Origin of the sequence: Ensifer sp. Root558 (genome assembly GCF_001427045.1) — a bacterium.
GTDB lineage: Bacteria > Pseudomonadota > Alphaproteobacteria > Rhizobiales > Rhizobiaceae > Ensifer > Ensifer adhaerens.
The window spans coordinates 553236-576843 of sequence record NZ_LMGC01000023.1; the positions used below are offsets into that span (position 1 = coordinate 553236).

Sequence of the window (23608 nt, forward strand, 5' to 3'; positions counted from 1 at the left end):
ACATGAACACCACTACGCAACCGGACGTTTCCGCCCTCTCCTTCGAGCAGGCCGTCGAGGAACTGGAGCGGATCGTTTCGGCGCTGGAGCGCGGCGATGTCGCCCTCGACAAGTCGATCGAGATCTACGAGCGCGGCGAAGCGCTGAAGAAGCATTGCGAGGCGCTGTTGAAGGCCGCCGAGGACCGCATCGAAAAGATCCGCCTCGACCGCGCCGGCAGACCGCAGGGCGTGGAGCCGCTCGACGCCGACTGATCGTTTCATCGCAATTCCGGGCGGAAAATCGCTTCACGCTTTTCCCGGAATTGCCAAGATCGGATTGATCGTCGCGCGGAAACACTGCGTCCTTGCTTCGCCCCTACCCGCCTGATGTCATAGGCGTTAGGACTTGAAGCGACAGCAAAAACGGGAGCACGCGCCATGTCTTTCTTTCCAGGCCCCGACCCGCTCGCCGGCGACAAGCCCGCCTGCGACGCCATCGAACATCTGATCGTTCCGCGCACCAGCGACATCGGCGGGCTGCAGGTTCGTCGCGCTTTGCCGACAGCCAAGCGCCGCCTGGTCGGCCCCTTCATCTTCTTCGATCGCATGGGTCCGGCGCTGCTGCGCGCCGGCGAGGCGATCGACGTGCGTCCGCACCCGCATATCGGTCTTTCGACCGTCACCTATCTCTTCGACGGCGAGATCAAGCACCGCGACAGCCTCGGCACCGAGATGGTCATCCGTCCCGGCGACGTGAACCTGATGACGGCCGGCCGCGGCATCGTGCATTCAGAGCGCTCGCCCGAGAACCAGCGCGGCCACGACCGTTCGATCTCGGGCCTGCAGACCTGGCTGGCGCTGCCCGATCACAAGGAAGAAATCGACCCGATCTTCAGCCATACCGAAGAACGCATGCTGCCGCATATGAGCGACGACGGCATCAAGGCGCGGGTGGTGATCGGCAACTTCGAGGGCTCGAAGTCGCCGGTCTCGGTCTTCACCGACACGATCTATGTCGATCTCAACATTGCACCCGGCAAGAGCGCCCCCTTCGCGGCGCAATGGGAAGAGCGCGCGCTCTATATCCTCTCCGGCGAGGCGATCATTGCCGGCGATCATTTTGCAGACAACCAGCTGCTCGTCTTCCGTGCCGGCGACGAGATCACGGTCACGGCCGGACCGCAGGGTTGTCACGTGATGCTCTTCGGGGGTGCTGCGCTCGGGTCGTCCCGCCACATCTGGTGGAATTTCGTTTCGTCTTCGAAGGAGCGCATCGAGAAAGCCAAGGAAGAGTGGCGCAGCGGACGCTTCGACATCGTGCCCGGAGACGAAGAGGAATTCGTTCCGCTGCCCGAGGGCTGACCGCGACCTAAAGTGGCACAGGATGGATGCGGAAAACCGCGCAACATTGCCTCATGGCGCTTGAATCGATTTCGATTCACAGAATCATGCGCTAGTCTCTTGGTTGACGACGCAGGAACGCCTAATTTTGCATTCAGCAACGATTGCGTCTAAAGAGCCGCTTCGACGGTACCCACCAACTATCGCGCGCCCGACCTTTGGGGCGCGCATGAGGCATGCAGCGTGACACAACTGCCAACCAATCCGATGCCGGCTACTCCCTTGCTCGACAAGGTGACCTATCCCGACGATCTGAAGAAGGTCGACGACAAGGATCTGCCGCAGCTTGCCGGAGAAGTCCGGGCAGAAATGATCGACGCGGTGTCGCGTACCGGCGGGCACCTTGGCGCGGGCCTTGGCGTCGTCGAACTGACGATCGCCATCCACAAGGTCTTCAACACGCCGCATGACCGGCTGATCTTCGATGTCGGCCACCAGTGCTATCCGCACAAGATCCTCACCGGCCGCCGCGATCGCATCCGCACGCTGCGTCAGGAAGGCGGCCTCTCGGGCTTTACCCGCCGCGCCGAGAGCGAATACGACCCCTTCGGTGCCGCGCACTCCTCGACCTCGATTTCCGCCGGCCTCGGCATGGCGGTCGCCGCCGACCTCGACGGCAAGAACCGCAATGTCATCGCCGTCATCGGTGATGGCGCGCTTTCGGCCGGCATGGCCTATGAGGCGCTGAACAATGCCGGTGCGCTCGACGCGCGGCTGATCGTCATCCTCAATGACAACGACATGTCGATCGCGCCGCCGACCGGCGCGATGAGCGCCTATCTCGCGCGCCTTGCCTCCGGCCGCACCTATATGGGCATCCGCGAAGTCGGCAAGAAGCTGACGGCCTATCTCGGCAAGACCGTCGACCGGGCGATCACCCGCGCGGTCGAGCATGCCCGCGGCTACGTCACCGGCGGCACGCTCTTCGAAGAGATGGGCTTCTACCATATCGGCCCGATCGACGGGCATTCCTTCGACCATCTGCTGCCGGTGCTGCGCAACGTGCGCGACAACGCCAAAGGTCCGGTGCTGATCCATGTGGTGACGCAGAAGGGCAAGGGCTATCCGCCGGCGGAAGCTGCCGCCGACAAGTACCACGGCGTCAACAAGTTCGACGTCATCACCGGCGCCCAGGCGAAGGCGAAGCCGAACGCGCCCGCCTATACCTCTGTTTTCGCCGATGCGCTGACGCAGGAAGCCGGCTTCGACGACAAGATCGTCGCCGTCACCGCCGCCATGCCGTCCGGCACCGGGCTCGACAAGTTCGCCAAGGTCCATCCGTCGCGCTGCTTCGATGTCGGCATTGCCGAGCAGCACGCCGTAACCTTTGCCGCCGGCCTTGCCGCCGAAGGCTACAAGCCGTTCGCAGCGCTTTATTCGACCTTCCTGCAGCGCGGCTACGACCAGGTGGTCCACGACGTGGCGATCCAAGGCCTACCGGTGCGCTTCCCGATCGACCGTGCCGGTTTCGTCGGCGCCGACGGTCCGACGCATGCGGGCTCGTTCGACACGACCTATCTCGCCACCCTTCCCGGCTTCGTGGTGATGGCGGCTGCCGACGAGGCGGAACTGAAGCACATGGTGCGCACGGCTGCTGCCTATGACGCCGGCCCGATCTCGTTCCGTTATCCGCGCGGCGAAGGCGTTGGCGTCGAGATGCCGGAGCGGGGCCAGATCCTCGAGATCGGCAAGGGCCGTATCGTCAAGGAGGGCTCCAAGGTGGCGCTGCTTTCCTTCGGAACGCGCCTTGCCGACTGTCTGCTGGCCGCAGAAGACCTCGACGCCGCCGGGCTTTCGACCACGGTCGCGGATGCGCGCTTTGCCAAGCCGCTGGACCATGACCTCATCCGCGAGCTTGCCCGCAACCACGAGGTGCTGATCACCATCGAGGAAGGTGCCGTCGGCGGCTTTGCCAGCCACGTGCTGCAGTTCCTCGCCGAGGACGGCCTGCTCGACGGCGGCCTCAAGGTTCGTCCGATGGTCATGCCCGACGTCTGGATGGAACAGGCCAAGCCCGAGGCCATGTATGCCGCCGCGGGCCTCGACCGCGCCGGCATCGTCTCGACCGTCTTCAAGGCACTCGGCCAAAAGCAGGATATCGGCATCGGCGCTGCCGGCTGAGGCTTCCGTGCGACTTCAAGCAAAAACCCCGGCTCGTCCCCGGGGTTTTTGCTTTTCCGGACGGAATTGCAGGAAGGGCTCGATGGCTGCGAGCACAGGGGGCTTGCCATTGCGGCGGCAAGTCGCCATGAGAAACACATGTCAGAAGATCGCCAGAACGAAGAACACAAGAACCGGGTCCGCCTCGATCAGCTGCTGCTGAACTCGGGGCTGGTCGCAAGCCGCGCGCGTGCCCGTGACGCAATCCAGCGCGGGACCGTCAAGGTCGACGGCCGCACGGTCACCAAGGCAGCGTCGATGTTTGCCGAGAGCGTGACGATCACCATCGATGACCCGGCGCAGGACTATGTCTCGCGCGCCGCGCTGAAGCTGGTCGCGGCACTCGATCATTTCGGGCTCGACCCTGCAGGCGAAAGCTGTCTCGATATCGGCGCCTCGACCGGTGGCTTCACCGAAGTGCTGTTGAAGCGTGGAGCCGAGCATGTGGTCGCGATCGATGTCGGCCATGGCCAGATCCATCCGCGCATCGAAGGTGACGAACGCGTCACCAGCATTGAGGGCCTCAATGCACGCGCGATGACCGAGGAGGACATCGACGACCGCGAAGTCACCTTCGTCGTCTCGGACGTCTCGTTCATCTCGCTCAAGCTCGCGCTGCCGCCGGCACTCGATATGGCGCTTCCCGGTTCGTACTGCATCCTGCTGGTGAAGCCTCAGTTCGAGGCGGGCCGCGACGCCATCAGCAAGGCGGGCCTGCTCAAGGATCCCGACAGCGCACCTGATGTCGCCGCCGAACTCGAGCGCTGGCTTGTCGAGGACATGGGCTGGCAAAGCCTCGGCCTTATCCCCTCCCCCATTGCCGGCGGCGACGGCAATGTCGAATACCTGCTGGCAGGCAAGAAGCCATGACCACTGAAGCCGTCACCATCAAGCGGCTGGGCGCTCAGGGCGACGGCATTGCCGAAGGTCCTGACGGGCCGATCTATGCACCCTTCACCCTGCCCGGCGAAAGCGTCGCGCTCGCCGTCAACAAATCGCACGGCACGCTGATGTCGGTGAGAGAAGCCTCACCCGAGCGCGTCGAACCGCACTGTCGGCACTTCGGGCCGGACGGCATCAACGGCACCTGCGGCGGCTGCACGATGCAACATGCCTCCGACACGCTCTACCACGGCTTCAAGCGCGATCTGGTGATCGCCGCCCTGAAGTCGAAAGGGCTTACTCCCGAGGTGGCGCCGCTCATCACCGCCGAGCCCGGCCAGCGCCGCCGCGCGGTCTTCACCGCCCGCAAGACCGAGAAGGATCTGCTTCTCGGCTTCAACCAGGCGGAAAGCCACCATATCGTCGCGATCTCGGAATGTCCGATCGCGAGCCCGGGTATCGTCTCGAAGCTCGCCACCATTGCCAAAGTCGGCGCGGCCATGGCCGTCAATGCCGAGCCGTTCCGCATCACCGTGCTCGAAACGCTCTCCGGCCTCGACCTCTCGGTCGATGGCATCAAGAAGCTCGACGACCGCGAGCGCCGCCGCACGGTCGAAGCCGTGCTCGGTGAGCGCGGCATCGCCCGCGTCAGCCTCAATGGCGAGATCATTGTCGAGCCGGTGAAGCCTGTCATCGATTTCGGCGGTGTTTCCGTCTCGCCGCCGCCCGGCAGCTTCACCCAGGCGACGGCGCAGGCCGAAGAGGCAATGGCGAAGCTGGTGCTCGACCATCTCGGCAAGTCCAAGCGCGTCGCCGACCTCTTTGCCGGCTGCGGCACCTTTGCGCTGCGCATCGCCCGCAAGGCGCGGGTGCATGCGGTCGAAGGCGAAGACAAGGCGCTGAAGGCGCTTGATCTGGCGGCTCGCAACACGCAGGGGCTCAAGCCCGTCACCATCGAGAAGCGTGATCTCTTCCGCCGCCCGCTCATGGCGCAGGAACTGAAGGTCTTCGACGCGGTCGTCTTCGATCCGCCACGCGCCGGCGCGGACGTGCAGTGTCACGAGATCGCCCGCTCCGGCGTCAAGAAGGTCGTCGCCGTCTCCTGCAATCCAGTGACGCTTGCGCGCGACCTCTCGATCCTCGTTGCCGCCGGGTACCGCATCACCTCGGTGACGCCGATCGACCAGTTCCTCTGGTCGGCCCATGTCGAGGCGGTGGTCACGCTGGAGAAATGAGAAAGGCCCGGTTTCCCGGGCCTTCGTTATCGTTCGACTTGAAGCGTCTGCCAGACTGATTCACGCTTGCGTGCTATCCTCTTGTTTTTGCACTCGTCTTAGCATGACCCGCGGACGCCGATCCGTCGTCACGCCGCGCGGCGGCGGTATCCACCCCCACCTGCGTAAGAGCCCTGCCCTTCTCCGAGGTTGAACTGGGCGAGCAGCGCATTGAGCGAGGCTGCTTCCGACGCCAGGCCATGGCTTGCCGCCGTCTGTTCCTCGACCATGGCCGCGTTCTGTTGCGTGCCCTGGTCCATGGTGTTTACGGCCGTGTTGATCTCCTGGAGACCGGTGGACTGTTCGCGCGTCGCGGTCACGATCGCGCTCACATGCTTGTTGATCTCATGAACTTCGGCAACGATCGTCTCCAGTGCCTTGCCGGTATCGCCGACCAAGGTCACGCCGTTGCGGACCTGGTTTCCCGAGGTGGTGATCAGCGCCTTGATCTCCTTGGCGGCCTGTGCCGAGCGCTGGGCGAGTTCACGCACTTCTTGAGCAACAACGGCAAAACCCTTGCCGGCTTCACCGGCACGGGCCGCCTCGACGCCGGCATTCAGCGCGAGCAAGTTGGTCTGGAAGGCGATATCGTCGATGACGCCGATGATATTGGAGATCTCGCCCGAGGACTTCTCGATCGCATGCATCGCGTCTACGGCGTTGGCAACGACTTCGCCGGACTTCTCAGCGCCGGCACGGGTGCGGGCGACCAGCGCACCAACCTCTTCGGCGCGGCGAGCCGAGTCCTTGACCGTCGTGGTGATCTCCTCGAGTGCCGCGGCGGTCTCTTCGACCGAGGCTGCCTGCTGCTCCGTGCGGCGGGCGAGATCGTCGGCGGCCGAGCGGATTTCCGTCGCGCCGGCATCAATGCCGCGGGCATTGGCACCGACGGCGCAGAGCGTGTCGTGCAGCTTGGCGACCGANGAGATCGTCGGCGGCCGAGCGGATTTCCGTCGCGCCGGCATCAATGCCGCGGGCATTGGCACCGACGGCGCAGAGCGTGTCGTGCAGCTTGGCGACCGAGTTGTTGAAGTCGGCGCGCAGGCGATCGAGACGATCGGCAAAGGGATTGTCGATGCGATAGGCCAGATCGCCGTCAGCAAGACGGCCGAGACCGGTTGCCAGACCATCGACGGCCTGCTGCACTTCGGCAGCATCGCGCGCCTTCTGCGCTTCGCGTTCCAGACGTTCGCGTTCCGATAGCGAGCGGTTCGCATCCGCCTCGCTTTCGAGCTGCATCTTGGCGATCGTCGCATCACGCAGGACACGCAGCGACCGGGCGAGATCCCCGATCTCATCCTTGCGCTCGGCCTCGGACAGGTCGACGTCGGTCTCGCCAGCGGCGATCTGGCCGGTGACGCCGATGACATTGGCGACGCGCTTGCGGAAGCGGCTCGCCAGTGTCCAACCGACGATGATCATGATCGCGGCGGCAACGGCAATGACGGCGATCGAAATCATCGCGAGATGCGAAAGGCCGGCAAAGACCGTGGCTTCGGGCACCGAGACCACGACGTACCATTCGGTGTCGGGCAGCAGGTTGACCGGTACGGCGACGGCCAGATGCCCGCTGCCATCCGTGTGCTTCAGCGCGAAGGCCTGGCCGGTGTGGCTCAGGAGGTCACCCCACCCCTCACCCGCGAGCGGCGTGTCTTTCAGCACCTTGCCGAGGACCTTGGCATCCGGATGGCTGATGATGCTGCCATCTTTGCTGAGCAATGAGACGAAACCGGTGCCGAAGGGCTTCAGTTTGGCGAGTTCGGTCGAGAGTTCGCCGAGCGCCATGTCGACGCCGACCACACCGATGAAGGCGCCGTCCTTCTTCAGCGGCACCATGATCGAGGTCATCAGCACGTCCTTGCCGTTGATCGGGTAGACATAAGGCTCGGTGACCATGTCGAGGCCGGTCTTCTTCGGGATCTGGTAGTAGTCGCCGGGACCCGGCTTGTCATAATCGGCGAGCGCCTCGTGGATCACCTTGTCGCCGGAGCGGGCGATATAGGGAACGAAGCGGCCGGTCGCGTCATGGCCGGGCTTGCCGACGAATTCGGCGTCCTTGCCGTCGAAGGCGTTCGGCTCCCAGCCGGTGCTCATGCCGACGGCAAGCGGATTGTCGACGATCCAGCGTTTCATCAGGGTTTCGATTTCGGCGCGCGACGGCTCGCCGGTGCCCTTTACCGCATAGAGCGCGGAGCGGATGTTGTTTGCGAGCGTCTTTGCCTCGGCAAACTTCGTCTCGACGCTGCGCGCGCTTGCGGATGCGGCATTGGTCATTTCGGCGATGCTGCGCTCGCGCAATTGCTGATAGGAGAGCCAGAAGACGACGGCGGCGGTGACCATGGAGGTCAACAGGCCGGTCATCACGATGGCGAACATGTTTCTTGCCGTTGCAGTCTTTAGGATCACCGTATGTCTCCCCTCGCGCCTCCGCCGTTGCGGTCGTGCGCGGCCAAATCATCGATTGCGTGACGGGCACGCTGAGCATTGGGACAGGTGTCTGGGGCACATCGCGATGATGAATGCTGGAGGCGACGTGCGGGCGAAGTCATTTCGCGGCGAAGAAACGGTATGCGCGAGCGCTTTATCAAAGCTTAAGAAACAAGGGGATGACTCGCGATCCTGCAGTGAAAAGCGAGAATCCTGATGCACTGCGCAAAGAAAAGGCCCGGTCTCCCGGGCCTTTTGCTTCTCAAATGTCGGCGAGGACTAGGCTGCCCGGCGGCGGTGGCTGGTCGCTGCCGCGTATACGCTCTGCGTATCGCCGAGGTTAAACTGGGCCAGCAGTGCGTTGAGCGAGGCTGCTTCCGACGCCAAACCATGGCTTGCCGCCGTCTGTTCCTCGACCATGGCCGCGTTCTGTTGCGTGCCCTGATCCATGGTGTTGACCGCCGTGTTGATCTCCTGGAGGCCCGTCGACTGCTCGCGCGTCGCGGTCACGATCGCGCTCACGTGCTTGTTGATCTCCTGGACTTCGGCGACGATCGTCTCCAGTGCCTTGCCGGTGTCGCCGACCAAGGTCACGCCGTTGCGGACCTGGTTGCCGGAGGTGGTGATCAGTGCCTTGATCTCCTTGGCCGCATTGGCCGAGCGCTGGGCGAGTTCACGCACTTCCTGCGCGACGACGGCAAAGCCCTTGCCGGCTTCACCGGCACGGGCCGCCTCGACGCCGGCGTTCAGTGCAAGGAGGTTGGTCTGGAAGGCGATATCATCGATGACGCCGATGATGTTGGAGATCTCGCCCGAGGACTTCTCGATCGCATGCATCGCATCTACGGCGTTGGCAACGACTTCGCCGGACTTCTCAGCGCCGGCACGCGTGCGGGCGACCAGCGCGCCGACCTCTTCAGCCCGACGGGCGGAGTCCTTGACCGTCGTGGTGATCTCTTCAAGCGCTGCGGCGGTCTCTTCGACCGAGGCTGCCTGCTGCTCGGTGCGGCGGGCGAGATCGTCGGCGGCCGAGCGGATTTCCGTCGCGCCGGCATCAATGCCGCGGGCATTGGCACCGACGGCGCAGAGCGTGTCGTGCAGGGGATTGTCGATGCGATAGGCCAGATCGCCGTCAGCAAGACGGCCGAGGCCGGTTGCCAGACCATCGACAGCCTGCTGCACTTCGGCAGCGTCGCGCGCCTTCTGCGCCTCGCGTTCCAGGCGCTCGCGTTCCGACAGCGAACGGTTCGCATCCGCCTCGCTTTCGAGGCGGGCGCGCTCGACGGCATTGGCCTTGAAGACGGCGACGGCGGCGGCCATCGAGCCGATCTGGTCGGTCCGCTCTTCGCCGGGGATTGCAACGTTGTGGTTACCCGACGCGAGCTTCTCCATCGCGCTGGTCATATCCGTGACAGGACGGATGACGAGGCGGTTGAGGAAGGTCGCGAGGAAGACGAGCATCACGCCGACCGCAAGGATCGTGGCGATGGTCGCGGCAATGCGGAACTGATCGATCGCCGAATAGGCGGCGTCGGCGTCGATGACGAAGCCGACATACCATTCGACCGAGGGCAGGCCCTGGACCGGAACGAAGCTCACCAGCATCGGCTTGCCGTCGAGCTCGGTGTTCATGATACCGGAGCCGATTGCCGGTGTGTCGATCGGGAAGGCATCGGCGAGCGACTTGGTGACCAGCTTGGCATCGGGATGAACCAGGATCTGGCCGTCCTTGCTGGCGAGGAAGGCAAAGCCTTCACCGCCGACATCGACGCCCTTGATCATCGTCACCAGGGTATCGAGCGAGAAGTCGCTGGCGGCAACGCCATAGAGCTTGCCGTCGCGCTTGACCGGAACGGCGGCGCTGATGATCAGCGCGCCGCTGGACGCGTCGACATAGGGTTCGGTCAGCACGCGAGCGTCAGCCTTGACGGCCTGCTGGTACCAGGGGCGCTGACGCGGGTCATAGCCTGCCGGCATCGGATTGTCGGGCCAGGTGATGAACTTGCCGCTTTCGTTGCCAACATAGGTCGACATGAATTCGCTGGTGAGAACGTCGTTCTTCAGGATCGGCTGGACCCCACCGTCATCCGCGACGTTGCCGGTGGCATCAGCCACCATCGCCGTCAGCGTGACGCGGCCGTTCAGCCACTTGGCGACGCTCTGCGCGGCCTGGGTGCCGGAGGAGGCAATGTTCTCCTCGACGGCCTTGGTGGTCGTGTCGCGCTGCAGGCTGTCGATGTAAACGGAAAAGCCGGCGAAAGCGCCGACGACGACACAGGACGCGGCAACGAGAATGCGCGTCATGAGGTTCGATCGCTTGGACAAGGTGGGCTCCCAATGGGTGCCGGCGGCGGCCGCCGGACATGAGCTCTTGATGATTTTCGCGCAGCATCCGTCGTCCGTCCGTGAAGACGGCGCGCAGAGGCTGACGGGAAAACGTTGAACATGCCCGAAGGCGAGGCCAGCCCTGCTTCATGCGGCTGGGGCCATCCCAAAATAGGGATGGGCCTATCGCGCAGGACGCTAGCGACCGGTATTTAAGAACAAATTAAAATTGATCTATTCAAGTTCGCGATGGCGGCGGCAACGGGATCTTTACCGCCGGCCGGGTAAGAGCTTGCCCCCGAATGCAAAACGGGTGCACAGAGGCACCCGTCTCACCCATCACAAATCCAAACTGGTTTAGCGGCGCATGAAGGCCTCGAAGGCGGCCCGCGCCTCGGCACTCTTCAATTGCGCGGCGAAGTGCTTCGCCTCTTCGTCGATACGCGCCAGCACGTCGCTGCGGTCGCCACGGACGAGATCGCGGGCGATGCGAAGCGCCTCCGGCGGCTTCTTGGCGAGCCGGCCAGCAAGCGCCAGGGTTTCGCGCTCGACCGCGTCCGCGCCGACAATCTTCCAGATCAGTCCCGCGTCCACGGCCTCGCCTGCGGTGAGCGGTTCGCCGGCGGCAAGCAGCGCGAAGGCCCGCTGGTGACCCATGATGCGCGGCGCGATCAGGCTGGAGGCCGCTTCCGGCACCAGCGCCAGGTCGACGAAGGGCGTCTTGAAGACCGAGCGCTCGGACGCAATCGTCAGGTCGCAATGCAGATGGATCGTCGTGCCGATGCCAATCGCGAGACCGTCGACGCCCGAAACGACAGGCTTCGTTGCGGTCGCGAGTGCCTTCAGGAACTCGATCACCTCTATGCCCATGGAACCGCCCATGGCGAAGGCGAGGAAGTCGGCCATGTCGTTGCCGGCGGAGAAGCAACCATCGGTGCCGAGAAAGGCGGTGGCGCGCACGGCCGGATCGCTAGAAGCGACCGTCAGCGCATTGGTCATCTTCGCGTACATGTCGCGCGTGATGGCGTTTTTCTTTTCCGGCCGGTTGAAGCGGATCACCTGGACGCCGGGGTGGGCTTCCGGCCGTTCGATGAGCACGTGGTCGGTCATGATGGGTCCTTTCAGGCCAGAACAGCGCGAGCGACGGCGAGGCTGTCGGCACCGTTGACGACACGGTCTTTCAGTGCGGCAGTCTCGGCCAGCAGGTTTTCGGCGGTGAAGCGGCAGAGCGCAATGCGCTGATCGTCCTTGCCATCGCTGACGTCCGCCAGACCACCCTTGGCGAGATAGGCGCCGGTCAGCGCCAGGCCGAAGAGCCGCTGGTAGGCGGTGGCGCCGGCGAGTGCTTCTGCGAGCTTGCCGCCGGCAACAGCCGCAATCAGCCACTCGGTCGCGGCCGAAAGATCGTCCAGCGCCGCATCGAGGCGTGCAGCCGTCTCGCCAAAACCGTCGCGGTTCGAGGCGCGAACTGCCGCGGCGATCTCGCGCAACTCGGCAATGAAGCCACGCACGTGGCCGCCATCGGAAAGCGGCAGCTTGCGGGTGACGAGGTCGATCGCCTGGATGCCGTTGGTACCCTCGTAGATCGGCGCGATGCGGGCGTCGCGCAGATAGCGGGCAGCACCCGTTTCCTCGATGAAGCCCATGCCACCATGCACCTGGATACCCATCGAGGCGACATCGACGCCGGCGTCGGTCGAGAAGGACTTGGCGATCGGCGTCAGCAGGCTGGAGCGTTCCTGCCAGAACTTCGCCTTTTCGCCTTCGGCTGCATGCCCCATGTCGACGGCGTGGGCGCAGGCGTAGGAAATCGCGCGCGAGCCCTGCGTCAGCGCCTTCATCGTCAGGAGCATGCGGGCAACATCCGGGTGCTCGATGATCGGGCTCATGCCCTGCCCCGTCCAGCCAGGCGCCTTACCCTGGGTGCGCTCCTTGGCAAAGGCGATCGCCTTCTGCGTCGCGGCGTCGGCAATGGCCACGCCCTGCATGCCGACGGCCAGACGGGCGTTGTTCATCATCGTGAACATGCAGGCGAGGCCGCGGTTCTCCTCGCCGATCAGATAGCCGATCGCGCCCTTTTCAGCGCCGAACTTGCCGTCGCCATAGATCATCGTGCAGGTCGGCGATCCATGGATACCGAGCTTGTGTTCGAGCGAATGGCAGAAGAGATCGTTGCGCTCGCCGAGCGAACCGTCCGCGTTGACCAGGAATTTCGGCACGAGGAACAGCGAGATGCCGCGGGTGCCGGCCGGCGCGTCCGGAAGGCGCGCCAGCACCAGATGGACGATGTTGTCGGTGAAGTCGTGTTCGCCCCAGGTGATGAAGATCTTCTGGCCGAAGATGCGGTAGGTGCCGTCGTCGCGGCGCTCAGCGCGGGCCTTCAGCACACCGAGGTCGGAGCCGGCATGCGGCTCGGTCAAGTTCATGGTGCCGGTCCATTCGCCGGAGACCATCTTCGGCAGATAGGTGGCCTTGAGCTCATCGGAACCGTGCTTTTCCAGCGCCTCGACGGCGCCCATGGTGAGCGTCGGGCCAAGCGCGAAGGCCATGGAGCCGGCGTTCCACATTTCCATGGCGGCGACGTGCAGCATATGCGGCAGGTTCTGGCCGCCGAAATCTTCCGGGGCCGTCAGCCCGTTCCAGCCGCCGGCGATCCAGTTGTGGTAGAGATCGCGCCAACCGTTTGGGGTCTCGACCTTGCCTTCGACGAGGCGCGACCCCTGCTTGTCGCCGATGTCGCCAAGCGGCGCCACCTCTTCCGTCGCGAACCGACCGGCCTCCGAAAGGATGGCATCGACCAGGTCTTCACCGAGATCACCCAGCGCGCCCGATTGCAGTGCATCGCCCATGCCTGCCACGTGCTTCAGCGTGAATGCGATCTCGTCGACGGGTGCCTTGTACATGATGATCCTCCCAGATAGCCAGGTCGCGCCGGGCGCGGCCTCGTGCGCCGAACACTATTGATTTTTACGTAAACGTCAACGTCAATTGCCGTCGGCTTCCCGAACATCGGGCTGCGGCCGCCCGTAACAAAACTGTCATCAACGGCGCATAGAAGCCAAGACAGATGGTGCCGCGCGTCGTCGCTGGACGCGCGACTGTCACTTTAGCACTTTGAATGGCTGCGTGTTCCTCCCTCCCGTTGCCAACGATGGATCGGAACAGGCGGCGGACCCTGGACAAGGCGTTCAGATGAACCTGATTTCCCCTGAAATACCCGGCATCGTCTGGGCCTATCGTTTCCTGCCGGGCGAAAGCCGCTGCCAGCGGATCGCCACCGACGCCTCGATCGACAGCCTGCTATCCGGGGAAGGATGGGTGTGGGTTCACCTCGCGCTCTCGGACGCGCGAACGCCTGCGCTCATCGAGCGGATCGGCAACCTGCCGCCGCTCGCAGTCGCCACGCTGACGAGCCACGATACCCAGGCGGCCATCACCGTTTCGGACGATATCGTGCACGGCACGCTCGTCGATTTCGAGCGCACCTTCGACGCGGTGACGAAGACGATCGGCTGGCTGCATTTCGCCGTCAGCGACCGCATCATCATCACCACCCGCCTGCATCCTTTGCGCAGCATCGACCGCGTCAAGGCAGCGGTGGAAAAGAGCACGAAATGCGCACGGCCGATCGACCTCTTCGAGATGATCGTCGTCGAATTCCAGCGCACGCTGATCTCGCTGGTTCTGGAACTGACCGAGGATCTGAACGTCATCGAGGACCATGTGTATGGCGAGGCTGGGCATCGGCAGCAGCCGGGGCTTGCGCCGCTGCGGCGCACGGTGGTGCGGCTGCATCGGCACCTTCGCACGATCCTCGCCTTGCTCAGGCGGGCGGGCGCATCGGATGAGGACGAGGTACCGCCCGGGTTCATCGACGCCGCCGAGCGGCTTTCCGACCGGCTCGAAGCGGTCGACCGCGACGTCTTCGCCCTGCAGGAACGCGCGCGTCTGCTGCATGAAGAGATCGACAGCAAGATCTCTTCGGAGACCAATCGGCATCTTTACATCCTGTCGCTGATGACCGCCTTCCTCCTGCCGCCGACGCTCGTCACCGGCTTCTTCGGCATGAATACCGGGGCGCTGCCCTTCGCCGACGGCACCGGCACGCTCTATGCGGCGTTGTTCATCGCACTCTCCATGGGCTTTGCCTGGTGGATTCTCCGGCGGATCGGCATTCTCTGAGACACCGGTCGGAACTCTCCCCAGGCGTTCGGTGTTGTTTGGAGCGACGTCCCCGTAGACCGGAACGACACCGTGGAGATTGGAAACATGGCGCTCAAGCGAATGGACAACATAGGCATCGTCGTCGAAGACCTCGAAGAGACGATCGATTTCTTTCGCGAACTTGGCCTTGAGCTCGAAGGGCGGGCGACGATCGACGGGGAATGGGCCGGGCGTGTCACCGGGCTCGGCGATCAGCATGTCGAAATTGCCATGATGCGTACGCCGGATGGCCACAGCAGGCTCGAGCTTTCCCGCTTCCTCGCAGCACCGGTCGTCGCCGATCACCGGACTGCCCCGGTCAATGCGCTTGGCTACCTCCGCGTCATGCTCGCGGTCGACGACGTCGACGATACGGTTGAGCGGCTCCGCAAACGCGGCGCGCAGTTGGTCGGCGAAGTGGTCCAGTATAAGGACGCCTATCGGCTTTGCTATATCCGCGGTCCCGAGGGGCTGCTCATCGGGCTCGCCCAAGAACTTTAGCCACTGCAGGACAAGTTCTCACCAGGCACGGCGCGATCATCGGCCAGGCCCATCGCTCGCAGCTATGGCGGCCTCATGTGATCCCAGGCGAAAAAGGGCCAGGAGCGGAAGCGCCCGGCCCTGCCTACCCTTTAACCATAGGGCGAATAGCACTGGCGGCGCGGGCCGCCATAGGGCTGATAGGTATTGTCGTAGGCCCGGTATGAGCGGTAGCGGTCATAGCACCACTGCACATGGCGGCTGCCATAGACGGGGGCAGGACGCGTGTAGCGCGGCGGCTGGGCGATCGCTCCACCGATAATCACTCCGGTGCCGAAGGCTGCCATCGGATACCACCAGCCATTGTAGTAGCGATAGCCAGGGCGGCGGTAGTTATAACCGCGGTAGCCGTTGTAGTAGTAATAGCCGCCACGACGCTCCATGCCCGGTCGGCGATACTGGACGTTCTGTGCATCGCTCTGCCGCTCAAGGCGCGGCGGTGTCGGCGTGAAGGCCTGCGACGGGGCGGCCGACGTCGCCAGCACAGCCACCGCAACGGCCACGGAAAACCACCGGCTCATCCCGGACTTCAGCACGTTCTTCATAAAATCCCTCCATCACCGAACGCATTTTGCGCGGCCCGGTTTCGGGTTGCCGCGGCATTTCAACCTTTCCATGATTTCACCCGGACCGAGGCCGATACGGGGATGTCCCTCAGCCGGGAAATCCGAAATCGACCGATAACGCATAAGTCACCGGTTTTGTTCCATCTTCCGCCTCCTGCGGGATCAGGTGGCGCGGCCAGCACCCGTTGCTGCAGCAAGGCATTGCCGCATCGTCGACCAACGCCTTCCCGGCTGATCGTCAGATCGCGAACATGAAAGCAATTTCTTATATACAGCCACAGGTCGGTATACATTCGCGCGTCGCTCCCGCACAGTCCGCTCGGGGGCTGGGATTTACGATGCGTTAACGATACTGTCGGCAATCTCAGAGAATGGCAAAGCGGTGTATCTCCACGACAGGGATGATTCTGCGCCTCGCGACCTTCATCGGTCTGGCTTTCGCGGCGGCGATCGCACGCGCCGGTGAAATGGAGCCCTGGAAGACCAAGTCGAATGCCATCATCGTCGACGCCTATGAGATGAACAGCATCGACTGGGAAACGATGCTTGGCGACAAGCGCGTTTCCGGTTTCATCGCCAAGGCCTCCGACGGCCTGCCCGAAAGCTTCTCCTGCACCGGCGACCACAACGGCGACACCTTCAACCACTGCAAGACCATGTGGCGCAAATACGCCGTCAGCCGCGAGCTCTACCAGACCCGCCGGATGATTGCCCGTTCGCACGGGCTGCTGTGGGGTGCCTACCATCTTGCCCGCCCGGGCAATCCCGTCGACCAGGCGAACCATTTCCTCGATTACGCCGATCCGCGCGACGACGAGCTGATGGTGCTCGATCTCGAGGGCATCGATCCGGACAAGTACATGTCGCTGGAGGACGCCGCCATCTTCGCCGGGCACATCAAGACCCGGACCGGGCGCTACCCGATCCTCTATACCAACCACATCACCGCCAAATACATCGCCGCGCACCGGGCCAAACACCGGCTGCTGTCGCGCCTGCCGCTCTGGTACGCCCGTTACAAACCGGATATCCGCCAGGTTTTCCCGATGGGCAACTGGGACAGTTACGCGCTGTGGCAGTTCTCCTCGGGCATCAACTGCGGCAAGCGCCGCTGCCCCTACCGCGTGCCGGGAACGCTTGACGACATCGACGTGAATGTGGCGGCAATGTCGCCGCCGGCGCTGAAAGCGATCTGGGCACAGGGCGCCTTGCTGCCGGAAAAGCCACTGCCGCTGATGCTCGTCGCCCAAGCCGAGCGGGGAACGGGCATGCAGGCGATCGCAAGGGCGACTGCGATGTTTAGCGAGCCGCTGCTCGTGAGCCGCGCTGACGCTACGAGCGGCGCCGGCAGCGGTGTCGACATGCTGGTGACCGGCTCGATCGATTTCGCCCGCCAGGAACGTGCCCTGCAGGTGGCGATCGCCGGCAATGATGCCGCCCAGGGCGCCTGCTCCAAGACGGGGGCCGGCACCGACGCCCCGGCAAGCATTTCCGCCAATCCGATCCCCTGCAACGCGCCCTAAAGCCTGTCGCGTGAAAAGCATTCACGCGACAGGCTTTAAGCGCTTGTTGTTATGCATGTCTTTGTCGCAAAACCGCTGCACACTTTTGCGCGACATCATTAAAGCCTTCAAGCTTCGATCTGGACGTCTCCGAGCGGTCGCGAGCAGCAGGCGAGGATGTAGCCCTCATCGATCTCGTCGTCGAGAATGCCGCCATTGTGGCTCATATCCACCTCGCCTGAGACCTTCATCACCCGGCAGGTGCCGCAGATGCCGCCTTCGCAGGCAGCGCCGATGCGCACGCCGTTGGCGCGCGCCGCCTGCAGGATCGTCTGGCCGGGCTTGGCCTCGATCTCCTTGCCGCTCATGGTGAAGGCGATCTTGGCGGCCTGGACCTCGCCCTCGTCACCGGCGCCGGCGCGCACGGCAATCTCTTCCGCCGCAGGTGCGGCGGCCGGCTGGAAGCTCTCCTCGTGGTAGCGGCCCATGTCGAAACCGGCCGATTTCAGCATCTCGCGCACGCCGCGCATGAACGGTTCGGGGCCGCAGCAGAAAACGGTGCGGTCCATGAAATCGGGCGCAAGCAGCGGCAGCTTGGCGCCATCAATGCGGCCGCGAAGCCCGTGCCAGCCGTGGCGTGCCTCATGTCCCTCGACGATGAAGCCGAGGTTCAGCCCGGACATCTGCGTCGCCAGAACCTCCAGCTCCGAACGGAACAGCAGGTCCTCCGGCCGACGCGCGCAGGAGATGAAGGTCACATCCGTCTCCGGCACGCAGTCCGCCATCCAGCGCGTCATCGACATCATCGGCGTGATGCCGGAGCCGGCCGAGATAAACAGGTACTTGTCGCCGGGATGGCGGACGAAGCTGAAATCGCCGAGCGGGCCAAAGGCGCGGAGTTTCATTCCGGGCTTCAGGTGCTCGAACATCCAGCGGGTGCCGATGCTGTCTGACTGCGCCTTGACGGTCACGGCGATCGACAGCGGCCGCGAGGGCGTCGACGACAGGGTGTAGGTGCGCATCACTGGCTCGTCGGCGACGGGCAGTTCGAGGGTCACGAATTGCCCGGGCAGATAGCGAAACCAGGCGGGCTTTTCGGCCCGGAAGGTGAAGGTCATGACATCGGCGGTCTCGACAACCGCCGATGTGCATTCGAGCATCTGCTGCCGGTCGATCCAGACGTGGAGCGCGTCGAAATGGTGAAACGAAGAGGCCATCTGCATGTCAGGCGACCCTTGAAAGCGGAGCCGCGTCGCCGGCAAGGCGCTGCTCCATGAACTTGCAGTACCACTCGACGAACTGCATCACGCCACCCTCGTGCTCGGGCGAATAGGGACCGGGCTCATAGGCCGGTGAGCGGATGCCGAAGGCATTTTCCTCGACGATCTGACGGTCCTGGTCGTTGGTCTCGGTCCAGACATGCGTCAGTTCATCTAGATTGTAGTCGACGCCTTCGACCGCATCCTTGTTGACGAGCCACTTCGTCGTCACCTGCGTCAGTTCGGGCCCGAGCGGCAGCACCCGGAAGGTGATGGCGTGGTCGGCGAGCACATGGTTCCAGGTGGTGGGATAGTGGAACATCAAGAGCGTGCCGATCTGGCTCTGGGAGACGTCGGCGGACAGGGCCCGCCTGACGGCGCGGGCGCCCGACATGGTGTAGCTTTCGGCATTGTCGACAAGCGGCATGCGGGCGGCGCGGAACTGACCGGTCGGCGACATCTTAAATTCGCTCGGCAGGCCCTCGGCCTCGCACTTCGCCCAATGTTCGGCGATCACAGGATCATCCTTGGCGCCCTGCACCCCGGTCGCCGTCGGCGCCTCAGGATAGGTGCGGCAGAGTTCCGGATGATTGGCGGCGCAATGGTAGCATTCGCGGTTGTTTTCCCAGACGAGCTTCCAGTTGCCCTTCTCGATGATGGTGCTTTCGAACGCGACCTTGGTTTCGCCGAGCCGATGCGGCGCGAGATACGGCAAGGCCATGTCGCGGAACGCCGTGAAATCCATCGGCTTTTCCGACAGGTTGATGAAGATGTAGCCGCCGACCGTTTCGCAATGGATCGGCTTCAGACTGTGGGCGGCCTTGTCGAAATCCTCTCCCATCTGCCGGGCAAAGAGCAGCGAGCCGTCGAGTTCGTAGGTCCACTGGTGATAGGGACAGACAAGCTTTGCCGACGAGCCTTTCGCCTGCGTGCAGACGCGCGAGCCGCGGTGGCGGCAGGAATTGTGCAGAGCCCGGATGGCGCCCTGGCGGTCGCGGGTGATGACAACGGGGTAGTCGCCGACCTGGACGGTGAAGTAATTGCCGGCCCGCGGGATCTCGCAGTCATGGCCGATAAACAGCCAATCCTTGTACCAGATGTTTTCCAGATCCTGCCTGTAGTAGTCGGGATCGATGTAAAAGGCCCGGTCGAGGCTGTAGCCGTCCTGCCTGCCCTTCAGCTTTCGAAGCATATCGTTTCTGGTGTCCATGTCCTGTCCTCATGCGCCATGTTTCGGAGAGGCAGGACAGGAACCCGCACGGGCGCACGCCCATGCGTTTGAGGCTCCGATCCGGCTGCCCGCCGCAACCCGTTACGGTTATGTCCGTCAAGGCTGGTTTCCGGGCTCAGGAGCCGTCCTTTCGGACCTGCCCGGCGCCTTCCCGGACGAACCGTCCAGTGGCCTTTGCCGAGGCTTTCGCTCCACCACCGTTGCGGGGGCAGCGCCGGGATTTGACCGGCTTCCCAATTCTCCATCTTCCCTTCGAAGACGGCACCTTGAGTAAGGATATGTAATCGCGGAAGTCACCTTGGCAGCTGCCCGATAGCGACATCCAATTCCAGAATGACGACACGGAAAAAACCGCCACAAAAGGCCACCGTCTTAGAATTTTTACATTGCAAACATATAGATAGATCACATCTTGGGCAATTGCCGACTTTTGCGGCGCGGTCGGCGCAGATGCGGGAGGGCTTCGCCCGTTTGCGACATCGCGTCAGATAGAGAACGCTAATGATGCAGCCAGGACGAAATCATTCATTAACCATGAGCCGCTAGCCTAGCCGGCGGACGAGAGAGGTCCTGCAGGCAGGCAGATGGCGCGCTGACGATCATGGCAAAGTTGAGATACTACGACGCGACAGCCGAGAAGCTGCCGACAATCCCGCCGAAGGTGGCGGTTCATACCGAATTCCTGCGTACGGGCCGGATCAACCGCAGGCAATGGTTGCCGAGCGAACGCCGGTATTTGAGCTATGAGGAAGTCGCAGACAGGACGGGCAAGAAGCTCAGCACCGCCGGCGACACGACCCATAAGCGGATCAACGGGTTCCACAACTCGATCCAGTTCCCGAAGATGATCTTCCACCGCACGCTCGTCGGCCGGCCGCATCTCGGCTACTGTCACGTGACGGCGGCGCGTACGCCGGTTACTCCCTCCAAGGACATCACCTGGTCCTTCTACTTCGCCAACTTCTTCTGCAACCTGGGCGACGAGACGCATTTTTTCGAGAGTATCCAGCCCGGCTATTCACGCATGTACTTCGCCGTCGCCATCGAACCGGGCGCCCAAGCCGGGCAAATGGTCATCAACCGCAACTTTCGTGACAACGGGCTGCTGTTTCGCACGGATGATCCCAAGGTCGCGCTGAAAAACGTACTGATGCTTGGCGCCAAGGATGACGCGTTGCGTCGCATCATTCGCAGCCTCTGAGCCGAACCGGTTCCTTCAAAGAAAATCGTTCTGTTTTTCCGGTGCGTCCGTTAAGGAAGCGTCGGAAAGGAAACGGCATGGCTGAGATCATCGACACGGATAGAGAACCGGACCGCGCGATCGCGCGCGCCTGCGCCGTTCTTGGCGAAGGSGAGCCGGTCGCCATTCCGACCGAGACCGTCTACGGCCTTGCCGCCGACGCTACCAATCCCGATGCGATCAGTCGCATCTACGAGATGAAGGGGCGCCCGCGCTTCAATCCGCTGATCTCGCATGTTTCCGACATGGCGATGGCCGAAGCCCATGTGCATTTCGATCCGATTTCGAGGCAGCTGGCCGAAGCCTTCTGGCCCGGCCCGCTGACGCTGATCCTTCGGCAGCGCGCCGACAGCACGGTTCATGCGCTGGCGTCCGCCGGCCTCGACACGCTCGGCATCCGCATGCCCGACGGTTTCTCGCGCCGGGTAATCGCTCACTTCGGGCGACCACTGGCCGCGCCCAGTGCCAATACGTCGGGCAAAATCAGCCCGACCAGTGCGGTCCATGTGGAAGCCGATCTCGGCGACAAACTGAAGCTGATCCTCGACGCCGGCCAGGCCCAAATCGGCCTTGAGTCGACGATCATCAAGGTCGACGGCGACGAGATCCGGTTGCTTCGGCCGGGTGGCCTCGATGCCGCCGAGATCGAACGCCTGCTTGGTCGTCCGGTGACCCGGCCGGAGACGGCGGGAGCGACGATCGAGGCGCCGGGCATGCTCGCCTCGCACTACGCGCCCGGCGCTGCCGTCCGGCTCGATGCCGCCGAGGTGCATGCCGGCGAAGCCTTGATCCGTTTCGGCGGCAATCGGATCGCCGGCGAAGAGCAGGCGGCCGTCGTTCTCGATCTCAGCCCGACTGGCAATCTGCGCGAAGCCGCCGCCAATCTCTTCGACTATATGAAGCGGGCGGATGCCAGCGGCGCAGAGACCATCGCCTTCGGGCCGATCCCTTCGGACGGGTTGGGGGAAGCCATCATCGACCGGTTACAACGGGCGGCGGCACCACGAGGGTAAGATAGTGTGCGGCATCTTCTCCGCACCCACCCTCATCGAACGGCACCAATTGCGGTTATGATCGCCGCCGACCAGGAACCGAGGACCAGATCCTCAGATCGACCGATCCGATAGCGCGCGCAGGCGCAATGCGAAGTGAGGCCCATGACCACCCTTCCCTCTCCCGAACTCATCGCTTCCTTCGCCGAGATCGTCGGCAACACCAACGTGCTGACGGACGAAGCCGACAAGGCGCGCTATCTCGTCGAATCGCGCGGACTTTACCGCGGCACGACGCCGATGGTCCTGCGTCCGGCCAACGTCGACGAGGTCTCGCGCATCATGAAGCTCGCGAGCGCCACCCGCACGGCGATCGTGCCGCAGGGCGGCAACACCGGCCATGTCGCCGGGCAGATCCCGCGGGAGGGCAAGGCAGACATCGTTCTTTCGCTGGAACGGCTGAACCGCATTCGCGACATCGATCCGGTCGGCAATGTCATCGTCGCCGATGCCGGCTGTATCCTCGCCGATATCCAGAAGGCGGCGGACGAGCACAATCGCCTGTTCCCACTGTCGCTCGGCTCGGAAGGTTCAGCCCGCATCGGCGGCAATCTCTCCACCAATGCAGGCGGCACCGCCGTGCTTGCCTATGGCAGTATGCGCCAGCTTTGCCTCGGCCTCGAAGTGGTGCTGCCGACCGGCGAAATCTGGGACGGGCTGCGCCGGTTGAAGAAGGACAATACCGGTTACGACCTGCGCGATCTCTTCATCGGTGCCGAGGGCACGCTCGGCGTGATCACCGGCGCCGTGCTCAAGCTTTTCCCGAAGCCGCTCGGGCATCAGGTCGCCTTTGCCGGAGTCGGCAGCGTCGAGCATGCGCTCGCTCTGTTTGAAAAGGCGTCCAGCCTTTGCGGGCCGGCGTTGACCGGCTTCGAGCTGATGCCGCGGCTCGGCGTCGAATTCACCACCAAGCACATCCCCGGCGTTCGTGATCCGATGGAAACGGTCCATCCCTGGTACGCGCTGATCGATATCTCGACGTCCGATAGCGCCGAAAGCGCGGAACGGATGGTACAGGATCTGCTGGAGCAGGGATATGCGGCCGGCCTCGTCGAGAATGCAGTGATTGCCGCCAACGAGACACAGGCGAAGGCGCTGTGGCACATGCGCGAGAGCATGTCGCCGGCACAAAAGCCCGAGGGCGGCTCGATCAAGCACGATGTCTCCGTGCCCGTCTCCAGCATTCCGGCCTTCATGAAGGAGGCGGATGCCGCCGTCGTGAAAGCGATCCCCGGCGCCCGCATCTGCTCCTTCGGCCACATGGGCGACGGCAACATCCACTACAACATTTCGCAGCCAGTCGGCGCCGACAAGCAGGCCTTCCTCGACCGCTGGCGCGAAATCAACGCCATCGTCCACGGCATCGTGCTTGGGTATAACGGCTCGATCTCCGCCGAGCACGGCATCGGCCAGTTGAAGCGCGACGAGCTCGCCGAGGTCCGGGCGCCGATCGAAATCGAGCTGATGCAACGCATCAAGCACGCGTTCGATCCCGCAGGCATCATGAACCCCGATAAAGTGCTGCGCGCCGACGGTTGACGACGCGCCGTTTCGCGCGGCGCGCG

The 23608-nt window shown here is 63.7% G+C and carries 16 protein-coding genes, 3 pseudogenes and 1 riboswitch; of the genes and pseudogenes, 11 read left to right on the forward strand and 8 right to left on the reverse strand.

Features of this window, described 5'->3' with window-relative positions:
* Positions 1-2 precede the first annotated feature (2 nt).
* The 5 genes from ASD63_RS22545 to ASD63_RS22565 all read left to right on the forward strand — a co-directional run bounded on the left by ASD63_RS22545 (position 3) and on the right by ASD63_RS22565 (position 5659).
* Complete coding sequence (locus tag ASD63_RS22545) at positions 3-254, forward strand: exodeoxyribonuclease VII small subunit (protein WP_034801154.1); 252 nt, start codon at positions 3-5, stop codon at positions 252-254.
* A gap of 165 nt (positions 255-419) precedes the next feature.
* Positions 420-1343 carry a pirin family protein gene (locus ASD63_RS22550; RefSeq protein WP_034801152.1) on the forward strand — a complete coding sequence of 308 codons (924 nt, stop codon included), beginning with the start codon at positions 420-422 and terminating at the stop codon, positions 1341-1343.
* Positions 1344-1589: 246 nt separating this feature from the next.
* Positions 1590-3503: a 1-deoxy-D-xylulose-5-phosphate synthase gene (gene dxs / locus ASD63_RS22555; RefSeq protein WP_034801149.1), complete on the forward strand. Its 1914-nt coding sequence runs from the start codon at positions 1590-1592 to the stop codon at positions 3501-3503.
* Positions 3504-3641: 138 nt separating this feature from the next.
* On the forward strand, positions 3642-4412 hold the full coding sequence (locus tag ASD63_RS22560; RefSeq protein ID WP_034801147.1) for a TlyA family RNA methyltransferase: 771 nt from the start codon (positions 3642-3644) through the stop codon (positions 4410-4412).
* The gene (locus ASD63_RS22565) at positions 4409-5659 is read left to right on the forward strand and encodes a class I SAM-dependent RNA methyltransferase (protein WP_034801145.1); all 1251 of its coding nucleotides are present in this window, start codon (positions 4409-4411) and stop codon (positions 5657-5659) included. Before ASD63_RS22560 ends, ASD63_RS22565 begins: the two co-directional genes overlap by 4 nt.
* A 128-nt stretch (positions 5660-5787) precedes the next feature.
* On the opposite strand, the pseudogene mcpU (ASD63_RS36260) reads toward ASD63_RS22565, so the two are convergent.
* From mcpU (ASD63_RS36260) to ASD63_RS22585, 5 genes and pseudogenes are all read right to left on the reverse strand, one after another.
* Positions 5788-6621: pseudogene (gene mcpU, locus ASD63_RS36260) on the reverse strand (methyl-accepting chemotaxis protein McpU); the annotation flags it as partial.
* 1 nt (position 6622) lies between these two features.
* Positions 6623-8104 (reverse strand): annotated as a pseudogene (locus ASD63_RS36265) (methyl-accepting chemotaxis protein); the annotation flags it as partial.
* Positions 8105-8404: 300 nt separating this feature from the next.
* On the reverse strand, positions 8405-10429 hold the full coding sequence (gene mcpU / locus ASD63_RS22575; protein ID WP_244497267.1) for a methyl-accepting chemotaxis protein McpU: 2025 nt from the start codon (positions 10427-10429) through the stop codon (positions 8405-8407).
* Positions 10430-10807: 378 nt separating this feature from the next.
* Positions 10808-11560: a crotonase/enoyl-CoA hydratase family protein gene (locus tag ASD63_RS22580; RefSeq protein ID WP_034801139.1), complete on the reverse strand. Its 753-nt coding sequence runs from the start codon at positions 11558-11560 to the stop codon at positions 10808-10810.
* Between the two features lie 11 nt (positions 11561-11571).
* The gene (locus ASD63_RS22585; RefSeq protein ID WP_034801137.1) at positions 11572-13353 is read right to left on the reverse strand and encodes an acyl-CoA dehydrogenase; all 1782 of its coding nucleotides are present in this window, start codon (positions 13351-13353) and stop codon (positions 11572-11574) included.
* A gap of 289 nt (positions 13354-13642) precedes the next feature.
* Between ASD63_RS22585 and ASD63_RS22590 the strand changes: the two genes are divergently transcribed.
* The gene (locus ASD63_RS22590) at positions 13643-14632 is read left to right on the forward strand and encodes a transporter (protein ID WP_034801135.1); all 990 of its coding nucleotides are present in this window, start codon (positions 13643-13645) and stop codon (positions 14630-14632) included.
* Between the two features lie 87 nt (positions 14633-14719).
* Complete coding sequence (locus ASD63_RS22595) at positions 14720-15154, forward strand: VOC family protein (RefSeq protein ID WP_034801133.1); 435 nt, start codon at positions 14720-14722, stop codon at positions 15152-15154.
* Between the two features lie 131 nt (positions 15155-15285).
* On the opposite strand, the gene ASD63_RS22600 is transcribed toward ASD63_RS22595, so the two are convergent.
* Positions 15286-15714 (reverse strand): BA14K family protein, encoded by a 429-nt coding sequence (locus ASD63_RS22600; RefSeq protein WP_034801454.1) that lies wholly within the window; start codon positions 15712-15714, stop codon positions 15286-15288.
* Positions 15715-16130: 416 nt separating this feature from the next.
* Here ASD63_RS22600 and ASD63_RS22605 point away from each other — a divergent pair.
* Positions 16131-17141, forward strand: a pseudogene (locus ASD63_RS22605) (GH25 family lysozyme); the annotation flags it as partial.
* A 248-nt stretch (positions 17142-17389) separates the two neighbouring features.
* Here ASD63_RS22605 and ASD63_RS22610 read toward each other — a convergent pair.
* Both ASD63_RS22610 and ASD63_RS22615 read right to left on the reverse strand, forming a co-directional pair.
* Positions 17390-18484, reverse strand: coding sequence for a hybrid-cluster NAD(P)-dependent oxidoreductase (locus ASD63_RS22610; protein WP_034801131.1), 1095 nt, complete (start codon positions 18482-18484; stop codon positions 17390-17392).
* Position 18485: 1 nt separating this feature from the next.
* Positions 18486-19730 (reverse strand): aromatic ring-hydroxylating dioxygenase subunit alpha, encoded by a 1245-nt coding sequence (locus ASD63_RS22615; protein WP_034801129.1) that lies wholly within the window; start codon positions 19728-19730, stop codon positions 18486-18488.
* Positions 19731-19833: 103 nt separating this feature from the next.
* Positions 19834-20035: riboswitch (cobalamin riboswitch) on the reverse strand.
* 317 nt (positions 20036-20352) lie between these two features.
* Here ASD63_RS22615 and ASD63_RS22620 point away from each other — a divergent pair.
* The 3 genes from ASD63_RS22620 (at position 20353) to ASD63_RS22630 (ending at position 23582) form a co-directional block, all read left to right on the forward strand.
* Positions 20353-20952, forward strand: a complete 600-nt coding sequence (locus ASD63_RS22620) for a DUF6656 family protein (RefSeq protein ID WP_034801127.1) — start codon at positions 20353-20355, stop codon at positions 20950-20952.
* Positions 20953-21029: 77 nt separating this feature from the next.
* Complete coding sequence (locus ASD63_RS22625; protein WP_034801125.1) at positions 21030-22004, forward strand: L-threonylcarbamoyladenylate synthase; 975 nt, start codon at positions 21030-21032, stop codon at positions 22002-22004.
* Positions 22005-22148: 144 nt separating this feature from the next.
* On the forward strand, positions 22149-23582 hold the full coding sequence (locus tag ASD63_RS22630; RefSeq protein ID WP_034801122.1) for an FAD-binding oxidoreductase: 1434 nt from the start codon (positions 22149-22151) through the stop codon (positions 23580-23582).
* Positions 23583-23608 lie beyond the last annotated feature (26 nt).